The following is a 25,076-nucleotide window of genomic DNA, read 5'->3' on the forward strand; positions in this document are numbered from 1 at the left end:
TTCTTGCGCTACCAAATGGCATTTTGTTCAAAAAGAACAAACACTTACCAAACCGACATTCTGTATATGAAACAAGCCAGCAACTAGCACTTTAGTGCGAGACAATTCAATTATCGCTACGAAAGTTCTCACTTGTCATATTCCCATTGCCATTTCATTCTTAAACTACCAAATGCACCTACTCACATATGCCTTATTCGGCAACGACGTAATGGATTTTAAGGACAAATTTATGCGCAATTGGAGCCACCTATCGATACGAACCCGTATCTTCGTCAGTTTTTCACTCTTAACACTGTTAAGCGTCTCCAGCATAGCCTCTTACCTAGCGAATCATGACTACAATCAACAAAAGCAAACGTTGTTAGAACAGGTCATTCCGCAGCAACTCGATAGCTTAGGCGACAAGATTACTAACTCTTTTCTCCCATCGATTAACTATGCTCGTGTACTGACAGAATCTCTCGCCGTAGCCCAATGGCTTTATTCTCCTTACCTTGTCGAAGATACATCGGTCATTACCAACAGTTTTAATCACATCAAAGCGGTCTCTGATGCTGATATTCTATTTTTAAGTGCACAAAGTGATTACGGTCAAGAATACTTCAGTGAGGCGGGTGACCAATTCAAACGCCAATTGCTGCAAGATTATGCCAACGGTAATTTCTATAATGCGTTTGTGGCGACCAATAAAGAGTACGATCTTAATCTTGATGAGGTTAATGGAAATAAATTCCTCTTTATTAACTACCGCAGCCAGCAAAATAAACCCAACTCTAATGAGCCACTAGTTGTGGCGGGGTTGGGGGTTAACGTTAACAACATGGTAGAGATTGTTGAAAGCCAATCGGTAGGGCAACATGGCCATGCACTACTGGTTGATGAGCTTGGTAACTTAAATGTGACATCATCTAATAGCATCATCACTAACGATAATAGCCAAGCAGCATTAGCTGGTTTGCTCGATAAGAGCCAACAATACCAATTAGAGATTCGTCAACTTAACGGCCAAGAATATTTTATCGCCTCAAAATGGGTGCCGACTATTCAGCGCTTTGTGGTTCTCGAACTGCCAACTTCTGAGCTAATGGCCCCCATGATCGCCATGGTTTGGAAAACGCTAGCGATCTCGCTCAGTGTTGCGGCTATCGCACTGGTGGTGATGTTCTGGTTAGTTCGTGCATTGATTCAACCACTACGCCAATTAACCGAAGGCATAGAGAACACCGCCTCAAAACTCGACTTAGCTCAACATATTAAAGTCAATGACAACGCAGAAATTGGCGAAGTCGCTCAACGCTTTAACCAATTCCTCGATAGTCTAAAAGGCGCAATGCAGCAGGTAAAACACACGACGAAAAGCTCCGTTGATGCGGCTCAAATTCTGAAATCCAATTCTGATCAAGTAAACCTTGCTTCAGAAGAGCAACAAGGATCTCTCGATAATATCGCCGCAACAACCCAACAGATTAATGTTGCGCTCGGTGGCCTTGCCCAATTCTGCGATGAGATAAAAACCGTCTCACAAAATGGCCAAACCTCACTAAGCCGCACTGAAGACACTATGAACAGCAGTGTTAATAGCACGTTGCAGCTGCAAACTGACATGGGAAAAAGTCAGCAGGATCTCAACGATCTTAATACCCATACTGACCGTATTCTCAAAGTGTTGGAAGTGATCAGTGGTATTTCAGAACAGACTAATTTGCTCGCGTTAAATGCCGCAATTGAAGCCGCTCGTGCCGGTGAACATGGTCGAGGGTTTGCCGTCGTCGCTGATGAGGTGCGTAGCTTGTCTCAACGCACCCATGACTCAACCAACGAGATTCAAGACATCATCAATAGCTTAATGTCAGCCGCCGCCAATGTGACCCAACAAATGGAAGCGATTCAACAAAGCAGTGAAAGTAGCTTAACCGAGCAGCAACAAGCCGCTGAATCTCTAACGGATCTTCGCTCAGAACTGAGCAAACTATTTGATATGAACGCCAAGATTGCGCAAGAAACACGAGAGAGTAGCAATAGCCTCAATGACATTAGCAGCAACATTGAAAACATTGTCGCGCAAGGCCACCAGCGTGAAACCTTACTCAATGAAAGCCGCCAAGCCAGCACAATGATTGTTGAGTCAATGCAGGGCTTAACCACCGATGTAGAGAGGTTTAAGGGGATACGTTAATTAAATTTAGGACTAAGGAGCGGATATCCGCTCCTTGGCTTATAAAAATTAGAGACTAAATAGGAAATATCTACTTCACACACATCACATTCAGTAGTGATGAGCCCTTTATATGGTTGGTTTTACCATTGGTAAATAAGCCGGTGCGCTCAGCCCCCCAGTAAGGCAAGTGGATCGGCCATTGCTCGCCTACCATCAATTTCGCCTCTAACAAGGTTTGCCATTGCTCGGTATTGGGTAATTGCATTCCGATCTGCTGGCACAATTTTGCCGCACCTTCAAAGTTCAAACGGTTCCATGGCATTTCATACTCCATGTAAAACTGCTCATCACTAAAAATCATGTAAGGCACTTTATATTGCGTACCGTTGATCACCGCTTCGCGGCGTATCGTGACTTGCGTATCAGCAGGCTTTGGCACAATCGCGGCAACGGCAAGTTTTGGCTTCGCGATCGGTTTAGGCGCAGGGATCACTGTCGTCGATTGTTTTTTCTCTGCGACTTTCTTATCAGTATTGAGTTTAGTTACCGTAGGTTGAGTAACGATCGGTTTTGCTGCTTTCGGCGTCGTGGCTGCTCCCTTTACCACTTCACGAATAAAAGCCTGTTGATACGGTTTGAGTGTTTTGACCGCTTTGAGCTCTTTACTAGCTTGAGCAAAATCATTGTATGGGCCAATCAAACAACGCGCATTTCGGCCTTCAATTTTGCCCCACACATCGGTACTGATCTTTTGATAGATCACCTTGGCTTCATCCACACTCAGCGGTTTAGACAACACGCCACACTGGATCCAAAAGGTCGATTCACTGCCTTTAGGTTGCTGTTTACCCCATAAACCATTACCTATTGGGCAAGATTTATCAAGCAATGGCAACTCTTGTGCTGAGCTTTGAATGGCATCGCATAAAAATTGCTCGCCATAACTGGTTGGACTAAAAAATAAAAAACCTAATGCGACTGAACAAAGGAGTGTTGAAAGTGGCTTGGCTGATGCTGGCAGCAATTTAATATCCATATAGTAAACAGACCTTAGTTGTTATTGATTTGACGGCGGGTGACAAGTGATGCACGACATCGAGATTGAGAAAGCCTAACAATGACTCAGTGGCTTTAATTCGATGGCATCTCCCCAAACTAATAAATATTGTCATTATTGACGATTCACTGTTGAGAAAATGTGAATGCAAAAAAAGAGCCGTAATTTAATACGGCCCTTAGTGTAGAGAGTTTGTTATAGATAAATCTTAGGCTTAGATCACCTTTCAGGCTTTCACTGCTGATGAGGCTGGCGACATTGGGCAAATAAATCCAATTCAGGCTGATAAACCTGCGTTTCAACATCCATAATGCCGAGCAGTGAATGAAACAAGTTATCGTGAGAATAATGTTCGGTTTGTTTCGCCTCCTGCTTCAAACAATCGTAGTTAACAGCTTTTAATTGCTTAAAACCAGGCGACATCCATACAATCAAAGGAACTGTCGTCTGATAATCGGGGGCGAGCGCATAAGGTGCACCATGCAAATAAAGCCCATCTTCCCCAAGCGATTCGCCATGATCCGATAGGTAAATAAGTGCAGTGTTGTACTTATCTTCCAAGCTTTTTAAACGCGCGATAGTTTGGCTGAGAACATAATCGGTATATCGAATACTGTTGTCATAGCTATTAACGATCTGCTCATTGGTGCAATTTTCAATGTCGGCTCTAGGGCAGTCTGGCTGAAACACGGCCATCTCTTTTGGATAGCGCTTATAATACGTAGGACCATGGCTACCAATTAAGTGCATGGCCAATAGCCGATTACCCGATTGCTTATCAATGTTTTTTGCAAAATCCTCTAGCAGTACCATATCGTAGCAAGTACTACCGTCACATTGCTGATCAACGCGTGTTCGATTCATCATTTGCTTTTCAATATGTTTCGCAACCCCTTTATCGCCACCATCATCATCCTCCCATACCATACCAATTCCAGCACGCTTGAGGATATCAATCACGTTATCTTGATTATTGGCAATGTCATGATCGTAGTTATCATGAGTCAAGTTTGAGAACATGCACGGTAGAGAAACCGCTGTTGCCGTACCGCATGAACGTACGTCTTGGAAAGAGATAACGTCCAGCTGAGAAGTGAATGGGTTGGTTGGGCGTGGATAACCATTAAGCTGATAATTCTGCGAACGCGCCGTTTCACCCACCACCAGCACCAATAGAGTTGGCTTGCTTTGTGCCATTTTCAGAGCTCGCTCAGATTGACGCGCATCCAACCCCAACTCTTTATACGCGACAGGCGTCGTGAAGTAAGTATGTTTAAAATATTTAAAAGTACTATACACAAATTGCGTCGGAACAATCTCTTTCTTCAGATAACTGTTGTTGCGACCAACCGAGGCGTAGTCTTGATAATAGACGCTCGCAATGGCCACAATAACCAACGCAGCAACCACTATTGAAAGCAGCTTTTTGACAATAAACTTCAGCAGTGACTCTGATTGAAAAGAAACACTGGCGACAAAAAACGCCGGAATAATACCTAACAACACGAACCATGCTAACGAATATAAGCTCAGATAAGAGCTCGCTTCGCTGCTATCGGTTTGCATGATATTGGTGATCATATCCGCATCGAAAATCGTCCCGTAGTTAAAACCGGCATAGCTCACTAAGGCTGAGCAAATCAACAAAATGATAAAGAAAGGTTTGCTTATATAAGGCCAGCTAAACAGGCTAAAGATCAGTGTCAATGCCGCCCAGAAAAATAAAGGGATGGTACATATAAAGCCCAGCTTTACGCTCTCCATCTGAGCAAAAATATGATGTAGCTCTTTATAGATGGGTAAGTTGAGCACAACCGCAAAATAAAATGCGAGCATCACAGTAAAGCTCGCATAGCTCATCTTAGTTCGGAAGAGGTTAGCAAAACGATCAAGTAGGTTCTTCACAGTGCGCCTCCCAAAATCGATACCCAAGTAAATGCCGCCAGTAGCAAGGCAATCAGTACCGCTGCCGAACCAATATCTTTTGCTCGACCGCTCAACTCATGCCATTCAGCCCCCACTCTATCCACCACCGCTTCAATAGCAGAATTCAGTAACTCAACAATCACTACGATAGCCACACTGCCCACCAACAATACCTTTTCAACTGTTCCGACTGGCAAAAAAACAGTAATAAAGATAGCGATAGCTAATAGAGCACACTCTTGGCGAAATGCCGCTTCATTGCACCAAGCGGCTTTTAACCCCTGAATTGAATACCCTGTGGCATGCACAATACGACTAAACCCTGTTTTACCTGGCTTCACTCTCTTTCCTTATTCTTGTGGTTATTCTTTGACAACAAATACAAAGGCAGCGATATACCTTTACGAAGTGACATATCAGACACTAATTTCAACTAAAGTTCGAAGTTAGTTAACACAAACAAAGTTTTCAGAAATAAGCATAGGCGAAAAAAAGCCGCGACAGAGCGCGGCTTAGTATCAACAAACTAATTTTAAGGGGATTAGCCTTTATAAATTTTCGGGTTAAACACATCTCGTAGCCAGTCACCCAGCAAATTGATCACTAACACCAAGGTAACTAAAACAATGCCCGGGAAGGCGGTAATCCACCAAGCACCTGAGAAGATGTAGTTAAAGCCAATACTGATCAATGCCCCCAATGATGGTTGGTCTACCGGTAAGCCTAACCCTAAGAAGGAAAGCGCCGCTTCCGACATGATGGCGTTTGCTACCTGTACCGTCGAAATCACCAAAATCGGTGACAAACAGTTAGGCAGAATATGACGGAACATGATGCGAGGCGCTTTAAAGCCCATCACACGCGCCGCTTCCACATACTCTTTTTTCTTCTCTGCTAATACCGACGCTCGAATGGTACGCGCATACTGCGGCCACTCTGCCACACCAATAATCACCACTAGCATGATCACAGCATATTGATTGTAAAAATCACTGCCGAAGCTGGCTTTGAAAATCGCTGAGACAATAATGGCCACCATCATAGTCGAGAATGATAGCTGCACATCGGCAAAGCGCATCAAGAAACTATCGACACGGCCACCAAAGTAGCCCGCCGACAGACCAATAATGATACCGAGGAAAAGCTGTAAGCCGACAGCAAGAAAGCCGATAGTCAGGGATAAACGAGAACCGTACAAAATGGTCGATAAAATATCACGTCCTTGCTCATCAGTACCCAAAACAAAGTGCTCTTCCCCACCTTCCATCCATGATGGTGGTAGCTCCGAATCCATGATATCTATCGAGGTAAGATCATAAGGGTCAGTTGGCGCCAAGACAGGCGCTGCCAGTGCCAGCACCAAGAACATCATAAAGACGGTAAAACTCGCCATCGCGACTTTATCGCGCTTGAAGTAATACAAGAAATCCGACTGTTTAAAACGTTGCCACGCCGACGGTGCAGATGAAGGAGCCGCTGAAATATTGCTATGACTCATGACTAAGCTCCTTTTCCGGTTAAGTTAACCGTTGGGTTGATAATGCCGTAGAGCAAGTCAACAATGGTATTGGTCACCACGAAAATCAAACCAACAAAGATGACATAGGCGGTAATTAACGGCGTATCAACACGGTTAATTGCCTCTAGGAACAAAAAGCCCGTACCCGGCCATTGGAAAACGGTTTCCGTCAAAATGGTATAAGCCACCATGGTACCAATTTGTACACCACCGACGGTAAGAACCGGTAGCATGGTATTTTTCAGTGCATGTTGGTAATAGATTTTGTTGAGGTTCAGCCCCTTAGCTTTAGCAAATTTAATGTATTCAGAGCTAAGCACTTCCAACATTTCAGAACGAACTAAACGAATAAACAGCGGCAGCATAATTGAAGCTAAAGCGATACACGGTAAGATCAGGTGTTTAAGACCATCTATAGTGAAAAAGCCCGACTCCCAGCCCAAGACATTCGCAGTTTCCCCTCGCCCATACGATGGCAACCACCCAAGCTCAATTGAGAAGACATACATCAGCATAATTGCGGTTAAGAACACGGGAATCGAGATGCCGACGCTACTCATTGCCATGATAAATTTGGTGAACATACTCTTAGGATGAATCGCCGAATAGACGCCAAGCGGTATTGATAACAAAACGATGATCAGCGTAGCGCCAAACACCAATTCTAACGTCGCCACCAGCTTATCTAAAATCACATCCACTGCTGGTCGCTTGAAGAAGTAAGATGTACCTAAATCACCTTGCAGCGCGTTGCTGACAAAGCGAGTATATTTTGTGATAAAGGGATCGTTTAAGCCTAATTCATCACGTAGCGCTTGGCGCTCCGCTTCCGAAACCGACTGACCTACAAGCTCACGCAGCGGGTCACCCAGATTATCCTGAATGGCAAACGCCACTAAACTGATCACAAACATCACTATCAGTGCCTGATACAGGCGCTTGACCAGAAACGAAAACATTCCTTGCCCCTTAACTATCCATAGTGCTCTGATTGAGGTGTCTTTCTACCTGACAACCAAAGTAGATATTCAGCCTTAAAAACCACTCAACCCGACTGAAACGAAATTGAGCGTGTGTCTACCTAATCTGCGTCAGTAACGCTTATCTAGATTGGGCTTATTAAGGAGGGTATTGCACCCTCCTTATGACTACAGAATGTGATTATTCAACCACTAAGTCGCCAAAGTAAGGCATAACCATTGGGTTGACGATGTCTGCCGCTTTCACGTTAGATTTCGCGCCCCACGCTTCACTTTGCCAATGCAGTGGAACAAACGCTGCATCGTTGTATAGCGTCGCTTCTACGCCTTTCAGCATCGCTGCACGCTTAGCCGGATCGGTTTCTACGTTAGCCGCTTCTACGACCGCATCCATTTCTGGGTTTGAGTAGTAACCACAGTTGTATTGGCCTTTACCTGTTTCCGCATTGCGCGTCATGGTTAGGAATTCACTCAAGTTAGCCGAATCTTCGGTATCTGAGTGCCAGCCAATCATCAGCATATCGGCTGCACAGAGATCAAACTCAGGCCAGTACTGCGCTTTAGGCATGGTTTTCAGATCCACCTTAATACCGATCTTCGATAGCATCGCAGCCGCCGCTTGTGCAACTTTCGCATCGTTCACATAACGGTTATTTGGCGCGATCATGCTCAGCGCAAAACCATCCTCATAACCCGCTTCTTTCATCAACTGCTTCGCTTTTTTCAGATCGTAACGTGGCACTAGTGCTTCATCATGGCCTACGTAACCTGCCGGACTTTGTTGACCTGCAGCAGTCGCGAAGCCTTTCATGATTTTCTTCACGATGCCTTCATTGTTGATCGCATGCACAATAGCTTGACGTACGCGAACGTCTTTTAACGCTTCATTGCTGTTTTGGTTCATTTGGAAAGTGATGATACGAGTACCTGGTAGTGTGACCAGATCGATGCCTTCCGCTGATTTAACACGTTTGTGGTCATTTGGCGCTACTGGGTGAATCATATCCACACCACCAGACAGTAGTGCTGCGACACGCGTTGCATCTTCTTTGATTGGCACCAAGGTCAGCTTATCAACGTTACCTTTAGAAGCGGTATCCCAGTAATCATTAAAGCGTTCAAATTCTACTTTTACGCCTTGTTCACGTTCAGTCACGATGAACGGACCAGTACCTGAAACATTGGTCGACGCAAATGAGTTACCGTGCTTCACCACTTCAGATTTATCTTTGCCATCGGCGGTGTTACCTGAGTAAAACTTACTGTCCATTGGGAAGATGTAAGTCGCAGTCTGTAGAACCAGTGGGTATGGGCCTTTGGTGACAAGGTCAAAAGTGTAATCATCCACCTTCACAATCTTTTCATATGGGTCGAAGATAGCTTTAAAATCTGGCGAGCTTTGCAGACGGTCAAACGTCCAAACCACATCATCAGCAGTCAAAGCATTGCCAGAGTGGAACTTCACCCCTTCACGCAGTTTGAAGCGCATGGTTTTATCATCAATACGCTCCCAGCTTTGCGCAAGGCGCGGTTCAAAATCCATCTCTTGAGTAAAGCGAACAAGTGGATCAAATACCATGTGTGACATTTGCAGCGTACCGCCAGATAACTGCTCATGCGGGTCTAACGAAACAGGGTCAGCTGCGTAGCCAACTTTGATATCTGCCGCCATTGCATTAAAGCTTAGACCTGCAGTCATTAGCGCCACTGCTAATTTGCTTTTCATGGTTTTCATTGCATAACTCCTTATGCGGGATCCAATCCCTAGTTGTTGTGTTTGCATCTATTTGGATTTGATAGCTAAGCGGTGACTTTGCTATCCACGGCTTGTGCCGCTTCTACTTCTTCTCTTAAGCCAGTAAATTCCGGCATTAATGAAATCAATTGTTTGCTGTAAGCATGCTGAGGCTGAGTGAACAATTGCTCAGTTGGAGCCACCTCCAATAGCGTCCCCATTTGCATTACACCCACGCGATCGCACATTTGACGAATGACGGGCAAGTCGTGACTGATAAACAGCATGGTGAGGTTGAGCTCACTCTGTAAATCTTTCAGCAGGTTAAGAATTTGCGCCTGCACTGATACATCCAATGCCGAGGTCGGCTCATCACAAATCAGCAAGCGTGGACGTGTTGCCAATGCACGAGCGATAGAAATACGCTGGCGCTGACCACCAGAAAACTCATGTGGGTACTTCACCCCAGCCATAACGCCCAAACCAACGTGATCCAAAAGATCGTTAACGATCTGTCGCGTTTCTGTTTCATTGCGCGTGAGTTTATGAAAACGGATCGGCTCAGCGATAATATCGAACACTTTCATGCGCGGATTCATCGAAGTATATGGATTTTGGAAAACCATCTGCATTTGACGACGGATCGGACGACGTTCTTTCTCTGAACGCAGTGAAGTCAGGTCAATACCTTCAAACGTAACGCGTCCTGAATTAGGTGCATAAAGACCGGCGATCACACGAGCAATGGTCGACTTACCAGAACCAGATTCCCCAACCAAACCGAACGTCTCACCCTCTTTTACTTCGAAGCTGACGTTATTCGAAGCTTGTACATATTCACGACGACTTTCAAATAGAGAGTCTTTAGTAATAAAGCGAAGATTGACGTTTTCCACTTCCAACAGAGCACCGCTATAGTCACGCTGATCTTGGCTTTGACCTAACCAGTGATTTTTAATATCCAGTGGCTTTAGCTCGGAAGCTTGTTCGATATAGCTCACCAGAGGAAAACGCTCTAGTTTCATGTCTGAACGTGGTACGGCAGAAATCAAACTGCGAGTATAGGAGTGATCGGGATCGCCTAAGACTTTCGCGGTTGGACCAAATTCAACTAGATCGCCTCGATACATGACTGCGACACGATCGGTCACATTAGAGACCACGCCCATGTCGTGAGTAACCAACATACAACCGACATTGTTCTTGATGCATAAATCACGAATAAGCGTCAGAATTTGATCTTGGATAGAAACATCCAATGCGGTGGTTGGCTCATCAGCAATGATAAGGTCAGGTTCGCCAGCAAGGGCGATCGCAATGACAACACGCTGACGCATGCCACCAGAAAATTGGTGTGGATACTGTTTAAGACGATTCTCTGGTTGTGGAATACCGACTTGGTTCATTAAATTAAGTGCGCGCTGATACGCTTCCTCATCCGAAACCTTCATGTTGGCATGAATCGTTTCTTTGATTTGCTGTTCAACGGTAAATAACGGGTTAAGTGATGTCATCGGATCTTGGAAGATGAAACCGATTTTTGAACCACGAACTCGACGCATTTGCTGCGGAGTTAATCCCGATATTTTTTCGCCTTCTAAGAACACTTCACCGTCTGCGATCGTGCCCGGAGGGCTAAGTAGATCGATAACTGCATTGCCTACGGTTGATTTACCGGCCCCCGACTCACCGACTACGCCAACGATCTCACCACGTTCGATATTAAACGACAGTGATTTAACCGCAGCATGAACACCATGACGCGATGGGTATTCGATACGCAGGTTTCTTACTTCTAAAAGTGACATTACCAGACCTCTACTGCTTTGACAGCTTTCTGCCCTGTCTGAAAAACTGAATCCATTCATTTACCAGAATATCGTTCTGGCCAATATTAGCTGTTCAATTTGGCAAATAATTCACACGAAAGCAACATTTACAGTGGAAAAATTTAGTTTTGCGCATATTTTAAGCAACTAATAAACACAACAATGCATAAAAATACAATTATTGATAAGAAAAACTGATAAGCAAGCGCCAACATTTACTGCTATCACTGGCCACCTAGTGATTATTATCTAAATTACCGTTAAATCCCTGCGCATAATCAATCAATTTAGTGAATTAAGCGTCATTAACAAAAAAAACACATAACACTACCATTAAGATGAATCAGTAATATTTAGAACCAACCAGAAACCACACAACCAGTGATTAACTTCACACAATAAGCACGACTCAATCTTTAATTCTATTTTTACCACCCAAAAATAATCAGGTGAAAACCATCTATTTTGCCGCATGGCTTAAAGCATGAAGGTGAGTAATATAACGAGTGAAATAAAGCTAAGAGCGGGCTAGCTGAGACAGTAATGTGATAAAAACCCAGTAAAGAGCAGATAAAGGTATCGATGAGGAGAATAAAGAAAAGGGTAAGCGATTAGTCATTGCTAACCATGACGATTTGTATAACTAGCGGCTACGTAGACAATATGAATAAAGAAATATAGCTAAAGCACAGATGCAAAAAAGCCCTAGTCTTTCGACTAGGGCTTCGTATAGTGGTCGGTGAAGAGGGATTCGAACCCCCGACCCTCTGGTCCCAAACCAGATGCGCTACCAAGCTGCGCTATTCACCGACAAGGTTTTATCTTAACTTTCATCAAGAAAGGAAGCAAAGCTACCTATATAATGGGGTGGCTAACGAGGCTTGAACTCGCGACAACCGGAATCACAATCCGGGACTCTACCAACTGAGCTATAGCCACCACAATTTGTGTGTTTAATGCCATCTAAGCAATAAACTAAATAGTGGTCGGTGAAGAGGGATTCGAACCCCCGACCCTCTGGTCCCAAACCAGATGCGCTACCAAGCTGCGCTATTCACCGACTTAAGTTTCTTCTCGATTTTCATCAAGAAAGGGAGCAAATGCTACCTGAATAATGGGGTGGCTAACGAGGCTTGAACTCGCGACAACCGGAATCACAATCCGGGACTCTACCAACTGAGCTATAGCCACCACTGTTTTTTACCGATAATACTTCCGAGGCACATGGTGCGCCCGAAAGGATTCGAACCTTCGACCTTTGGCTCCGGAGGCCAACGCTCTATCCAGCTGAGCTACGGGCGCATGCCCTATCGGCGGAGAGGAATAATACGGATATCACACTATTGCGTCTAGTACTTTTTCAACTTTTTTTACCGTTTGACGCCTTTTTCAGCAACATAGACTAATTAAAAACCAATCCTGCGTGTGATGTACCCCCTGTCGCTGGGAAGTTATTGTTTATTGCAACAACTTATCGGGATATAATCACCTAATGTTTACATTGATTTAACAGCTTTACTTGCTGTTCGTCAATTTACACACTAATAAAAGGTAAGCTTGAACTTACCCTCAGGAATGTACAGTGAGTTTAATGGATATGTCTCGAAAAATCTTAACCACCTTAATCGCTGCCGTCGCCTTTTCTGGCGCCGCCTTTGCAGCAAGTGTGAACCAAGAAGAATACGATGCGATAGCAGAAAGGATCAAACCTGTTGGTAATGTTTATTTAGCGGGCAGTGAACCTGTTGTCGCGGAACCAACCGGTCCTCGTGATGGCGCGAGTGTTTATGGCACCTTCTGTATTGCTTGTCATGCCACAGGCGTCAGCGGCGCACCTAAGATTGGTGATGCCGCAGATTGGGCACCCCGCATTGCTCAAGGCGAAGCGGTGCTAAATGACCACGCGATTAATGGCTTCAATGCGATGCCAGCCAAAGGGGCATGTATGGATTGTTCTGATGAAGAAATCATCGCAGCCATCAAACACATGACTGATGGCCTATAAAAACGGCTACTGCGTTAAATGATGCACGTGAAAAAGGCTTGGTCGAAACCAAGCCTTTTGTGTTTTTAATCGTACTGATTTGCAGTCGCTACCTTTAATCGAGATTTAGGCGAATCAATTTAACTTCATTACTTTTTATTAAACATCGATCTTAAATTGGCAATGTGCGCCTGCCCTTTCGCCATACGTTCTTCTTGGGTAACCGGCTTCTTAGTCTGTTCCCACTCCACATCATCAAATGGCAATTCATCTAAAAAGCGGCTTTGTGTTGGTTTCAGTAACTCACCATATTGGCGACGTTCACGGCACATGGTAAAGGTCAGCTCTTTCTGTGCACGAGTGATCCCCACATACATCAAGCGACGCTCTTCTTCGACGTTATCTTCATCAATACTGGTTTGGTGTGGCAAGATACCCTCTTCCGAACCGAGCAGATAGACGTAAGGGAACTCCAAACCTTTCGAAGCGTGTAGCGTCATCAATTGCACTGCATCACTGTCTTCATCTTCTTCATTACGCTCCATCATATCGCGCAGAGTTAGACGTTGAACCACCTCTTTTAAAGATTTCTCTTCTTGGTCGTAATTATCACCTTCTAAATCAGCCACAATCCACGAGTAGAGATCCGAGACGTTTTTCATCCGCATTTCTGCCGCTTTCGGGCTTGAAGATGTCTCATACAGCCAATCTTCATAATGGATATCACGCACCAATGATCGTACCGCTTCAACTGTATCGCCACGCTCAGCTTGATCGGCAATCTTCACCAGCCAGGTCGTAAAACGCTGTAAATTCTCTAAACCTCGTCCAGTAAGATGCTGCTCGAGGCCCATTTCAAAGCTGGCCTCAAATAGGCTTTTACCACGCATGTTAGCGTAACTGCCGAGCTTCTCTAGAGTGACCGGCCCAATCTCACGCTTGGGCGTGTTAACAATGCGTAGGAATGCATTGTCATCATCCGGGTTCACCAATACTTTTAGGTAAGCCATGATATCTTTGATTTCCGCACGAGCAAAAAACGACGTTCCGCCAGACAATTTGTATGGCACCCGGTTTTGCATCAGCGACTTTTCAATCAGACGAGATTGGTGATTACCACGGTACAAAATCGCATAGTCGCGATAGTTGGTACGATTAAGGAACTTATGCGCAATGATCTCACCAGTCACACGTTCCGCTTCATGATCTTCATTTTTCGCCAGTAGCACTTTGAGTTTTTCGCCATCAGGCAGCTCAGAGAACAACGATTTCTCGTATACGTGCGGGTTATTGGCGATCAGAATGTTGGCACAACGCAGAATTCGGTTGGTCGAACGATAATTTTGCTCCAACTTGATCAGCTTTAAGTTCGGGTAATCTTGCCCCAACAACACCAAGTTTTGCGGTTTTGCCCCACGCCATGAGTAAATTGATTGGTCATCATCGCCCACCACCGTCAAACGCTCACGCTGGCCGACTAACAAACGTACTAATTCATACTGGCTGGTGTTGGTATCTTGATATTCATCCACCAGCAGGTAACGAATTCGATTCTGCCAACGCGTTCGAGCTTCTTCATTGGTCCGCAGTAACAATACCGGCAATGCGATCAAATCATCAAAATCAAGCGCGTTGTAGGCTCGCATCTGTTTCTGGTACATATCAAAACAAAAAGCAAACAACTGCTGTTGCTCGCCTTGAGCGTAAGCTTTAGCTTGCTCTGGCGTGAGCATGTCGTTCTTCCAGTTGGATATCGCGCTGAGCAATTGGCGCAGCAGATCTTTATCACCATCCAATTGGGTTTCGGTCAGCTCTTTGAGTAGTGCCAACTGGTCTTGATCATCAAACAGCGAAAAGCCCGCTTTTAAGCCCAGGTGCTTGTGTTCACGCTTGATGATGTTAAGACCTAAGGTATGGAAGGTGGAAACCATCAAGCCTTTTGCTTCTTGCTTGCCTAATGTTTGCCCAACGCGCTCTTTCATTTCACGCGCGGCTTTATTGGTAAAGGTTACCGCAGCAATGTTACGCGCCTTGTAACCACACTGCTGAACCAAATAAGCGATTTTGTTCGTGATAACACGAGTTTTGCCTGAGCCTGCGCCTGCCAACACAAGACATGGGCCTGACACATACTTTACCGCTTGATCTTGTCCGGGGTTCAGCTTCATGAGGGTCTCATCTCGAAAAAATATTGCCGCTTATAATAATAGTGCAACCTTGTTATTACCATGATTAATGGTAGGCCAAATAATTTCACTCAAAACGAAGAAAAATCATTGGATTGACAAGATTTTTACAGATTTAGGGCCATACTATATTGCAAACACTGGCCGATTTTGGCCTAATAATGAATGAACGTTCATTCATTAGTGATAGGAAAAATGTCAAGAAAGATCTCTTTAGATAAACACGCACAAATTTTAGCTGCAGCGGAAAAGCTAATTGCAGACTCAGGCTTTCATGGTCTGTCGATGCAAAAAGTCGCCACAGCAGCAGGAGTCGCCGCGGGTACCATTTATCGATATTTTTCTGACAAAGAACAATTACTCAATGAAGTTCGACTTCATGTAGCCAAACGTATAGCCACAGCCGTTCAAAGCGGCGTAACGGACGATATGCCCTTAAAAACGGCCTTCCATACTATGTGGCTAAACATTTGGAACCTGGCATCCTGTGAGATGGATGCACTAAGTAGCCGAGTCCAATATGAATCTCTTCCCGCGACCGACGATCAACAGGTTAGGGAACTTGAGCGCAAAATGTTTGACCAAGTAGAGCGTTTGTTTATTGAAGGTAAGAAACAAAAGATATTTAAGCAATTGGATAATCAAGTGCTATTTGTTTTGAGCTTTGAATCAAGTGTCACCCTTGCGAGAAAACACGCGCTGGGATTCTATAAACTGAAAGATGACGAATTAGACGCCGTCATCGAAGCCAGTTGGGATGCAATAATTACTCATTAACTTGGAGTTCCAATTAGAATGAAAAAGTGGACTTTCTTCATGTTACTTATTGCGATACTACTGTTCGGTAGTGTGATAGGTTTCAATCTGTTCAAGCAGCATAAAATTGCCGAATATATGGCGAACCGACCCGAGGCGGAATTCCCCGTCACCGCCATTACGGTTAAATCGGTAGATTGGGTACCAGTGATCGAGGCGATCGGCTTCATCGAACCCAATCAGGGCGTTACCCTCGCCAATGAAACCAGCGGTATTATTGATAACATTAGCTTTGATTCAGGTACCCAAGTCGAGCAAGACCAACTGCTGGTTGAGCTAGATTCTGCAGTCGAGCAAGCCAACCTCAAAAGTGCTCAAGCCAAAGTTCCTGCGGCAAAAGCCAAATACAAGCGTTACCAGGGCCTCTTCAAGAAAGGTTCCATCTCTAAAGAAGCACTCGATGAAGCTGGTGCAAACTACTTCTCTCTTGTTGCTGATGTCGAAAGTTTAAAAGCCTCTATCGATCGTCGTGAAATCCGTGCACCTTTCGCCGGTGAAGTGGGTATCCGTAATGTCTATCTTGGTCAATATCTGCAAACTGGTACTGACATTGTCCGTTTAGAAGACACCAGTGTGATGCGTTTACGTTTCACCGTTCCGCAAACCGATATCTCTCGTATCAATCTAGGCCAAGAAGTCGACATTTTCGTTGATGCTTACCCTGAACGTCCATTCAAAGGCGCAATTACGGCCATAGAACCAGCCGTTGCAGTACAAAGTGGCTTGATTCAAGTGCAAGCAAGCATTCCAAACAGCGATGGTAAATTACGTAGCGGCATGTTCGCGCGTGCCAATATCATTTTACCACTCGTTGCTGATCAAGTGACCTTGCCGCAAACCGCGATTACCTACACCTTATACGGCGATAATGTTTACATTATTACTGAAGAAGACGGAGAGAAACGCGTAACACAGCAAGTGGTGAAAGTGGGCGAACGTGCAACAGATATCGCTCATATTCTTGAAGGCGTAAAACCCGGTGATGTCGTCGTCACCTCTGGTCAGGTTCGTCTGAGTAATCATGCCAAAGTGCGTGTGGTTGAAGACACTGCCCTTACTCCACCAAAAGAAACACCAATGCTGTAACCGGAGGCTTCATGCGCTTTACTGATGTTTTTATTAAACGTCCAGTTTTAGCGGTATCGATCAGTTTCTTGATTGCTTTGCTTGGTCTTCAAGCAATCTTCAAGATGCAGGTTCGAGAATACCCTGAAATGACAAATACCGTGGTCACGGTGACCACCGGTTACTACGGTGCCAGTGCAGACTTAATCCAAGGCTTTATTACTCAGCCATTGGAGCAAGCCGTTGCACAGGCCGACAATATTGATTTCATGACGTCACAATCGGTACTCGGTCAATCAACGATTACTGTGACAATGAAGCTCAATACCGATCCCAACGCGGCATTGGCAGACATACTGGCAAAAACCAACTCGGTGCGGTCACAACTACCGAAAGAAGCGGAAGATCCGACAGTTAGTATGTCGACCGGTTCGACAACGGCGGTTCTCTACATCGGTTTTACCAGTGATGAACTCTCTTCAAGCCAGATCACCGATTACCTTGAGCGTGTGATTAACCCACAGCTGTTCACAGTCAATGGTGTATCCAAAGTCGACATGTATGGTGGGATGAAATACGCCCTACGAGTTTGGCTTGACCCATACAAAATGGGCGCGCTTGATCTCACTGCAACCGATGTTATGGGCGTCCTAAGTGCCAACAACTACCAATCCGCTACGGGCCAAGCCACTGGTGAGTTTGTGTTGTATAACGGCAGTGCTGATACTCAGGTTTCTAATGTTGAAGAGCTCAAAGCACTTGTGGTGAAAACCGGTAAAGGTAACGTGATTCGCTTAGGTGACATTGCTAAGGTCACTTTAGACAAGAGTCACGACGTTTACCGCGCCAGTGCCAATGGCAAAGAGGCCGTGGTCTCAGCAATCAATGCTGCACCAAGCGCTAACCCAATCAACATTGCTGCTGATGTTAGAGCACTTTTACCTCAACTTGAGCGTAACTTGCCTAGCAATATCAAAATGAATGTCATGTATGACTCCACGATTGCCATCAACGAGTCGATTCATGAAGTTATCAAAACTATTTTGGAAGCCGCTTTGATTGTATTGGTGGTGATCACCATCTTCCTCGGTTCATTCCGAGCGGTTGTGATCCCTATCGTCACCATTCCACTCTCACTGATTGGTGTGGCGATGGTAATGCAAGGCATGGGCTTCTCGTGGAACTTGATGACACTGTTGGCGATGGTTTTAGCTATCGGTCTGGTGGTGGATGACGCCATCGTGGTATTGGAAAACGTTGACCGTCATATCAAAGAAGGCGAGTCCCCATTCCGTGCAGCGATTATTGGTACGCGTGAAATCGCCGTTCCGGTTATCGCAATGACACTGACATTGGGTGCGGTATATGCGCCAATCGCTTTGATGGGTGGCATCACCGGTGCGCTATTTAAAGAGTTTGCGCTAACCTTGGCGGGTGCGGTTTTTGTTTCAGGTATCATCGCATTAACACTATCACCAATGATGTGTTCGAAGATGCTGAAAGCCACCGACAAGCCAAGCAAGTTCGAACAAACGGTACATCACTTCCTCGATAAGATGACCAATCGATACGAGAGCATGATTGACGCGGTAATGAAACACCGCCCAGTGGTGATTGCCTTTGCGATAATCGTCTTTGCCACTCTTCCGATCCTGTTTAAGTTCATCCCAAGTGAACTGGCACCATCAGAAGATAAAGGCGTGGTGGTGTTACTGGGTACTGGCCCAGCGAATGCCAACTTAGACTATTTGCAAAACACCATGAATGACGTGAATAAGATTCTGTCAGACCAACCTGAAGTGGAATACGCTCAGGTCTTCACTGGTGTACCAAACTCCAACCAAGCCTTTGGTCTTGCGACACTAAAACCGTGGAGCCAACGTGACGCCAGCCAAGCTGAAATCACTAAGCGCGTCGGCGATTTAGTCGCTAATGTACCAGGCATGGCAGTAACGGCATTCCAGATGCCAGAACTACCAGGGGCTGGTTCAGGTCTACCGTTGCAGTTCGTTATTACGACGCCAAATAGCTTTGAAAGCTTGTTCACTATCGCCAGCGATATCCTGACACAAGTGATGAAGAGCCCAATGTTTGTCTATTCTGATCTTGATTTGAACTATGGCTCTGCCACAATGAAAATCAGCATCGATAAAGATAAAGCAGGTGCGTATGGCGTAACGATGCAAGATATCGGTATTACCTTAAGTACCATGATGGCCGATGGTTATGTAAACCGTATCGACCTCAACGGCCGTTCATACGAAGTAATCCCTCAGGTAGAGCGTAAATGGCGCTTAAACCCTGAATCAATGGATAACTACTACGTCAGAACCGCCAGTGGTGAATCGATTCCACTTGGCAGCTTAATCAACATTGATGTGGTAGCCGCACCTCGTGCTCTACCTCACTTTAACCAACTCAACTCAGCAACTGTCGGTGCGGTCCCTGCGCCGGGTGTGGCAATGGGTGATGCGGTGAAGTGGTTTGAAGATGTCGCGCAAAGCAGCTTACCTACCGGCTATAACCACGACTATATGGGTGAATCACGCCAGTTCGTCACCGAAGGGAGCGCTCTATACGCCACCTTTGGCTTGGCATTGGCAATTATCTTCCTTGTTCTGGCTATTCAGTTCGAATCGATTCGTGACCCACTGGTCATCATGGTATCCGTACCACTGGCTATTTGTGGCGCCCTGATAGCCTTGGCTTGGGGGACGGCGACGATGAACATCTACTCGCAAGTTGGTTTGATTACCTTGGTGGGCCTGATCACCAAACACGGTATCTTGATTTGTGAAGTGGCCAAAGAAGAACAGTTACATAACAAGCTTTCACGCATTGACGCGGTGAAAGAAGCGGCGAAAGTACGTCTTCGCCCAATTCTGATGACCACCGCCGCGATGATCGCCGGCCTGATCCCACTGCTCTATGCATCGGGTGCAGGTGCTGCACAGCGCTTTAGTATTGGTATTGTTATCGTATCTGGTCTAGCGATTGGTACACTATTCACGCTGTTTGTACTGCCAGTGATTTATAGTTACTTAGCAGAGCAACACAAACCACTACCTGTGTTTGTTGAAGATAAAGACTTAGAAAAACTGGCACGAGTGGATGAAGCGAAAGCTGTTCACCGTGAACGAGCGAATAAACCAAGTTAAGATTTATACCTCTCTATAAAGGCCACCTCGGTGGCCTTTTTTTCATTAGTACAAAAAGAAACCAGACTACCAATGAGTAAAGAGTCGATTTTTTGCATCAAAATGGCGACTTTCGCGTATCAATTACATAGAATGAATCCAAAGATACAGGAGTGTTCACACCATGTTTGACCCAAAGAAATTAGAGCAAATCGCGAAACAAATTCATGATTCAATGCCTCAGCCAGTAAAAGACCTTGGCTCAGATGTTGACCAAAAAGTACGCCAAGTAATCCAAGGCCAACTTAACAAACTCGACGTCGTTAGCCGCGAAGAGTTCGACGTGCAAACTCAAGTGCTACTACGTACTCGTCAAAAGCTAACTGAAATGGAAAAGAAACTGTCTGATCTAGAAGCAAAGTTAGCGGATAAATAGCGAGAAGCGAGAAGCGAGAAGCGAGAAGCGAGAAGCGAGAAGCGAGAAGCGAGAAGCGAGAAGCGAGAAGCGAGAAATTAAAAAGGCTTGGTCCATTCGGAACAAGCCTTTTTTGTTGATGCTGTTTTTATCTTTATTTTTGCGCCTTCGATTCAAATCAAGAACGCAGGGATAAGGCTCCAGTTCCTAAAGAGAAGACGCGCCGTTTACAAAACTAAATCAGCGCATCAGAGTTATCCCCTAGCACAATAAATTAGCCGCCTACCGCGATGTGCTTCATATCTGTCATGTAACCACGAAGCTCTTCACCAATGTATTCTACTGGGTGGTTGCGAATCGCATCATTCACTTCAATCAGTTGCTGGTTATCAACTTGGTTTGATTCTTCACCTAGGCCTTTGCCGATGACATCAATACCCACTGATGGCATGAATTTCTCGCGTAGTAACGGCGTTGCAACGTTAGCAAACAGGTAGTTACCATATTCTGCTGTGTCTGAAATAACCACGTTCATTTCGTATAGACGCTTACGCGCAACCGTGTTGGCGATTAACGGCAGTTCGTGTAGTGATTCGTAGTACGCAGACTCATCGATGATGCCTGATGCTGTCATCGCTTCAAATGCTAGCTCAACCCCAGCACGTACCATCGCTACCATTAGGATGCCGTTGTCGAAGTACTCTTGCTCTGAGATTTGGATGTTTGATTCTGGGTAGTTTTCAAACGCCGTTTCACCGGTCTCTGCACGCCAACCTAGTAGGTTCACATCATCGTTTGCCCAGTCAGCCATCATGGTGCGAGAGAACTCACCTTCAATGATGTCATCCATGTGCTTGTTGTATAGCGGACGCATCAGATCTTTCAGCTCTTCTGAAAGCTCAAACGCTTTGATTTTTGCAGGGTTTGATAGACGGTCCATCATGTGTGTGATGCCACCGAATTTCAGTGCTTCAGTGACCGTTTCCCAACCAAATTGCAGCAGTTTACCGGCGTATGCTGGATCGATACCTTCCGCAACCATCTTCTCGTAACAAACGATTGAACCCGCTTGTAGCATGCCACAAAGGATAGTTTGCTCACCCATTAGGTCTGACTTCACTTCTGCAACGAATGAAGACTCTAGGCAACCTGCGCGATGGCCACCAGTTGCCGCAGCCCATGCTTTAGCGATGTCCCAACCTTCACCTTTTGGATCGTTCTCAGGGTGAACAGCGATAAGCGTTGGTACACCAAAACCGCGTTTGTATTCTTCACGAACTTCCGTACCTGGACACTTAGGCGCAACCATCACAACCGTTAGGTCGTCACGGATTTGCATACCTTCTTCAACGATGTTGAAGCCGTGTGAGTAACCCAGTGCAGCACCTTGTTTCATCAATGGCATTACGGTTTCAACAACATTGGTGTGTTGCTTATCTGGGGTCAGGTTCACCACTAGGTCTGCTTGAGGGATTAGCGTTTCGTAACTAGCCACTTCAAAGCCGTTCTCTTTGGCATTTTTATAAGACTGACGCTGCTCATCAATCGCTGCTTGGCGAAGTGCATATGCCACATCTAGGCCTGAGTCACGCATGTTAAGACCTTGGTTAAGACCTTGTGCGCCACAACCAACAATGACTACTTTTTTACCCTTCAGAAAATCTGCTTCTGTTGCAAACTCTGAACGGTCCATAAAACGACAACGACCTAGTTGGTCTAGTTGCTCACGCAAGTTTAGGGTATTGAAATAGTTAGCCATTGTAGGGCTCTCCTTTAAGAATAATGTCCGTTTGGTCGGCAATTTTGTTTACCGAATAACCTGATACTAAAGCAGACATTAAATTGCTTAAAGTGATATATTCACAATTAGTAATTGCAAGTTATGCAACATGGACGTAACTAAAATGAACATTAAGAGTCTGCAGCTTTTCATTCACTTATGTGAAAGTAAAAACTTTGCCAAGACGGCTTCAGCGATGCACATTAGCCCTTCTGCGCTCAGTCGCCAAATTCAAAAGCTGGAAGCAGAATCTGGCCAAGCGCTGTTTTTACGCGATAATCGCAGCGTGGAATTAACCCCCTCCGGCAAAAAATTGTTACCTGTAGCACTCAATATTCTCGCAGAATGGCAGAACTATCAGGTGCAATTTGTTGACCAAAACCAAGAACTAAAAGGCGAAATCCGTCTGTTTTGCTCGGTCACCGCCAGCTACAGTCATCTGCCAGAACTCCTCTCTGAATTTCGCCTTCAGCACCCTTTTATTGAATTCAAACTCTCAACGGGCGACCCTGCGCAAGCGATCGACAAGGTACTTAATGATGACGCAGACATTGCAATTTCTGCGATGCCTAGCCAACTGCCGTCACGGGTGGAATTTGAGATCATCAGTGAAATCCCACTGTCCGTGATTGCACCATCTGGGGTGAGCCATTTTGCCCAAGAGCTGCAACAAGAAAGGCCAAATTGGAGTGATATCCCGTTTATCGTCCCTGAAGCTGGCACCGCTCGTGAACGCGCCAATACATGGTTTAAAGCGATGAAAATCAAACCGAACATCTACGCTCAAGTGTCCGGTCATGAAGCGATTGTCAGTATGGTGGCATTAGGGTGTGGTGTGGGTATTGCGCCAGATGTGGTGATCAATAACAGTCCGGTAAGAGATAAGATCGAGCGCTTAAAGGTAGCTTCAATTGCTCCATTTGAACTGGGTGTGTGCTGCAAACGTTCGCAACTAGACAATCCGCTCATCAAAGCGTTATGGAAAGTCGCGCAAGATAAATTCATTACCCCTTAAAACCACAAAGCCACGCAATAGCGTGGCTTTTAAAATTGGCTTAACTCTTCGCTTAAATCACACGAGAAAATTGCTGCTGGCGAGCACGGTCACGTAAGTATTTATCGAAACACATACAGATGTTACGAATCAACAAACGACCACGTAATGTGACGCGAATTTCACTCTCATCCACTTCCACCAGTTCATCATTGATGAAGGTTTGCAGCAGCTCCAAGTCTTGAGCAAAGTAACGGTTAAAATCGAGTTTAAATTCTTTTTTGATGAAGACTTTATCGAGCTTAAAGTTACAAATCAGCTGCTTAATCACTTCACGACGAATCAAATCGTCATTATCCAGTGATACGCCTTTCCACAATGCGTGGCGCTGTTCATTCACTTGTGCGTAGTACTTTTTCAACTCTTTCTGGTTTTGCGCGTATGCATCACCAATCATTGAAATAGCCGAAACACCAAAACCGACTAAGTCACACTCACCTTGGGTAGTGTAGCCTTGGAAGTTACGATGCAAAATGCCTTCACGCTGAGCTACAGCCAGTTCATCTTCTGGTAAAGCAAAGTGGTCCATACCAATAAATTGGTAACCAGCACCAGTCAGTGTCGCAATGGTGTCTTGCAAGATATTCATCTTTTCAGATGCTTGTGGCAGATCTTCATCTTTAATCTTACGCTGCGCTGCGAACAATTGCGGCATGTGCGCGTAGTTAAACACCGATAGACGACCCGGTTGCATTTCCAGCACTTGCTTTAAGGTTTCAGCAAAAGAATCTTTGGTCTGCTTTGGTAAGCCGTAGATCAAATCAAGGTTGGTCGAACGGAAGCCAAGCTCTTTGGCGCGCTGAACCATGGCGATAATAAAATCTTCATCTTGCTCACGGTTAACCAACTTCTGTACTTCTTTATTGAAATCTTGCACGCCAATACTGAGGCGGTTAAAACCTTCACCACGTAAGTGGTCTAGTACATCAAGCTCAATTTCGCGCGGATCAACTTCGATGCTGATTTCTGCGGTAGGCTCAAAATCAAATTCACCACGTAAGATCGCCATCACACGACTAATTTGTGCTTTTGATAAGAAGGTTGGAGTACCGCCACCAAAATGTAATTGCGTCACTCGGCGACCTTGTAGCAAGCTAGCGCGAGTGCGGATTTCAGCCTCTAACACATCCAAATATTCATCCGCTTTGTGCGCATGACGCGTAATGACCTTGTTACAACCACAGTAGTAACAAAGCTTGTGGCAAAACGGAATATGGATATAAAGCGAGAGTGGTCGTTCAGGGTATGCCGCACATGCCATGTCATAATCTGCCACCGTAAAAGCTTCATGAAACTCTAATGCGGTTGGGTAAGATGTGTAACGCGGCCCAGAGTAATTGTACTTATCTAGAACGGTTTGATCCCACACAATTTGTTGGCTTGCGACTACTTGCTGCGACATGGTGATATTTCCACTTTGTGACTGAAAGGT

Annotated in this window: 17 protein-coding genes and 5 tRNA genes; 7 read left to right on the plus strand and 15 right to left on the minus strand. The window is 45.2% G+C overall.

Going from position 1 to position 25,076, the window contains the following annotated elements:
- Positions 1 to 232 precede the first annotated feature (232 nt).
- Positions 233 to 2,179: a methyl-accepting chemotaxis protein gene (locus RH86_RS13830; protein ID WP_009386762.1), complete on the plus strand. Its 1,947-nt coding sequence runs from the start codon at positions 233 to 235 to the stop codon at positions 2,177 to 2,179.
- 70 nt (positions 2,180 to 2,249) lie between these two features.
- Here the strand turns inward: RH86_RS13830 and RH86_RS13835 are convergent, their stop codons facing one another.
- The 12 genes from RH86_RS13835 to RH86_RS13890 form a co-directional block, all read right to left on the minus strand.
- Complete coding sequence (locus RH86_RS13835) at positions 2,250 to 3,197, minus strand: SPOR domain-containing protein (RefSeq protein ID WP_009386763.1); 948 nt, start codon at positions 3,195 to 3,197, stop codon at positions 2,250 to 2,252.
- A gap of 255 nt (positions 3,198 to 3,452) precedes the next feature.
- Positions 3,453 to 5,078, minus strand: a complete 1,626-nt coding sequence (locus RH86_RS13840) for a phosphoethanolamine transferase (protein WP_050798545.1) — start codon at positions 5,076 to 5,078, stop codon at positions 3,453 to 3,455.
- A gap of 41 nt (positions 5,079 to 5,119) precedes the next feature.
- Complete coding sequence (locus RH86_RS13845; RefSeq protein WP_009386765.1) at positions 5,120 to 5,485, minus strand: diacylglycerol kinase; 366 nt, start codon at positions 5,483 to 5,485, stop codon at positions 5,120 to 5,122.
- 200 nt (positions 5,486 to 5,685) lie between these two features.
- On the minus strand, positions 5,686 to 6,642 hold the full coding sequence (locus RH86_RS13850) for an ABC transporter permease (RefSeq protein WP_009386766.1): 957 nt from the start codon (positions 6,640 to 6,642) through the stop codon (positions 5,686 to 5,688).
- Between the two features lie 2 nt (positions 6,643 to 6,644).
- Positions 6,645 to 7,622: an ABC transporter permease gene (locus RH86_RS13855; protein WP_005594523.1), complete on the minus strand. Its 978-nt coding sequence runs from the start codon at positions 7,620 to 7,622 to the stop codon at positions 6,645 to 6,647.
- Between the two features lie 202 nt (positions 7,623 to 7,824).
- Positions 7,825 to 9,378, minus strand: coding sequence for an ABC transporter substrate-binding protein (locus tag RH86_RS13860; protein WP_009386767.1), 1,554 nt, complete (start codon positions 9,376 to 9,378; stop codon positions 7,825 to 7,827).
- A gap of 65 nt (positions 9,379 to 9,443) precedes the next feature.
- A complete protein-coding gene (locus RH86_RS13865) occupies positions 9,444 to 11,186 on the minus strand; it encodes a dipeptide ABC transporter ATP-binding protein (RefSeq protein WP_005594520.1) in 1,743 nt (580 codons plus the stop codon).
- A gap of 754 nt (positions 11,187 to 11,940) precedes the next feature.
- A tRNA-Pro gene (locus RH86_RS13870) sits at positions 11,941 to 12,017 on the minus strand.
- Between the two features lie 53 nt (positions 12,018 to 12,070).
- Positions 12,071 to 12,146 (minus strand) — tRNA-His (locus tag RH86_RS13875).
- A gap of 44 nt (positions 12,147 to 12,190) precedes the next feature.
- Positions 12,191 to 12,267: transfer RNA gene (locus tag RH86_RS13880), tRNA-Pro, on the minus strand.
- Positions 12,268 to 12,322: 55 nt separating this feature from the next.
- Positions 12,323 to 12,398: transfer RNA gene (locus RH86_RS13885), tRNA-His, on the minus strand.
- Between the two features lie 34 nt (positions 12,399 to 12,432).
- Positions 12,433 to 12,509, minus strand: a tRNA-Arg gene (locus RH86_RS13890).
- A gap of 289 nt (positions 12,510 to 12,798) precedes the next feature.
- Here RH86_RS13890 and RH86_RS13895 point away from each other — a divergent pair.
- Complete coding sequence (locus RH86_RS13895) at positions 12,799 to 13,212, plus strand: c-type cytochrome (protein WP_005595533.1); 414 nt, start codon at positions 12,799 to 12,801, stop codon at positions 13,210 to 13,212.
- Between the two features lie 128 nt (positions 13,213 to 13,340).
- Here RH86_RS13895 and rep read toward each other — a convergent pair whose 3' ends face one another.
- Positions 13,341 to 15,359 (minus strand): DNA helicase Rep, encoded by a 2,019-nt coding sequence (gene rep, locus RH86_RS13900; protein ID WP_009386768.1) that lies wholly within the window; start codon positions 15,357 to 15,359, stop codon positions 13,341 to 13,343.
- Between the two features lie 213 nt (positions 15,360 to 15,572).
- Here rep and RH86_RS13905 point away from each other — a divergent pair, with 213 nt between their 5' ends.
- The 4 genes from RH86_RS13905 (at position 15,573) to ubiK (ending at position 20,831) form a co-directional block, all read left to right on the plus strand.
- Complete coding sequence (locus RH86_RS13905) at positions 15,573 to 16,154, plus strand: TetR/AcrR family transcriptional regulator (protein ID WP_005595535.1); 582 nt, start codon at positions 15,573 to 15,575, stop codon at positions 16,152 to 16,154.
- 18 nt (positions 16,155 to 16,172) lie between these two features.
- Positions 16,173 to 17,279 (plus strand): efflux RND transporter periplasmic adaptor subunit, encoded by a 1,107-nt coding sequence (locus RH86_RS13910; protein ID WP_009386770.1) that lies wholly within the window; start codon positions 16,173 to 16,175, stop codon positions 17,277 to 17,279.
- Positions 17,280 to 17,290: 11 nt separating this feature from the next.
- Entirely contained in the window at positions 17,291 to 20,416 is a 3,126-nt protein-coding gene (locus RH86_RS13915) for a multidrug efflux RND transporter permease subunit (protein ID WP_009386772.1), read from the plus strand.
- 163 nt (positions 20,417 to 20,579) lie between these two features.
- The gene (gene ubiK, locus RH86_RS13920) at positions 20,580 to 20,831 is read left to right on the plus strand and encodes a ubiquinone biosynthesis accessory factor UbiK (RefSeq protein ID WP_005595538.1); all 252 of its coding nucleotides are present in this window, start codon (positions 20,580 to 20,582) and stop codon (positions 20,829 to 20,831) included.
- A gap of 253 nt (positions 20,832 to 21,084) precedes the next feature.
- Here ubiK and ilvC read toward each other — a convergent pair whose 3' ends face one another.
- A complete protein-coding gene (gene ilvC, locus RH86_RS13925) occupies positions 21,085 to 22,569 on the minus strand; it encodes a ketol-acid reductoisomerase (protein WP_005595540.1) in 1,485 nt (494 codons plus the stop codon).
- A 145-nt stretch (positions 22,570 to 22,714) separates the two neighbouring features.
- Here ilvC and ilvY point away from each other — a divergent pair, with 145 nt between their 5' ends.
- Positions 22,715 to 23,605, plus strand: coding sequence for an HTH-type transcriptional activator IlvY (gene ilvY / locus RH86_RS13930; RefSeq protein ID WP_009386773.1), 891 nt, complete (start codon positions 22,715 to 22,717; stop codon positions 23,603 to 23,605).
- Between the two features lie 52 nt (positions 23,606 to 23,657).
- Here ilvY and hemN read toward each other — a convergent pair whose 3' ends face one another.
- The gene (hemN, locus tag RH86_RS13935; RefSeq protein ID WP_009386774.1) at positions 23,658 to 25,046 is read right to left on the minus strand and encodes an oxygen-independent coproporphyrinogen III oxidase; all 1,389 of its coding nucleotides are present in this window, start codon (positions 25,044 to 25,046) and stop codon (positions 23,658 to 23,660) included.
- Positions 25,047 to 25,076 lie beyond the last annotated feature (30 nt).

The organism is Vibrio sp. N418 (assembly GCF_000222565.1).
Taxonomy (GTDB): domain Bacteria; phylum Pseudomonadota; class Gammaproteobacteria; order Enterobacterales; family Vibrionaceae; genus Vibrio; species Vibrio scophthalmi.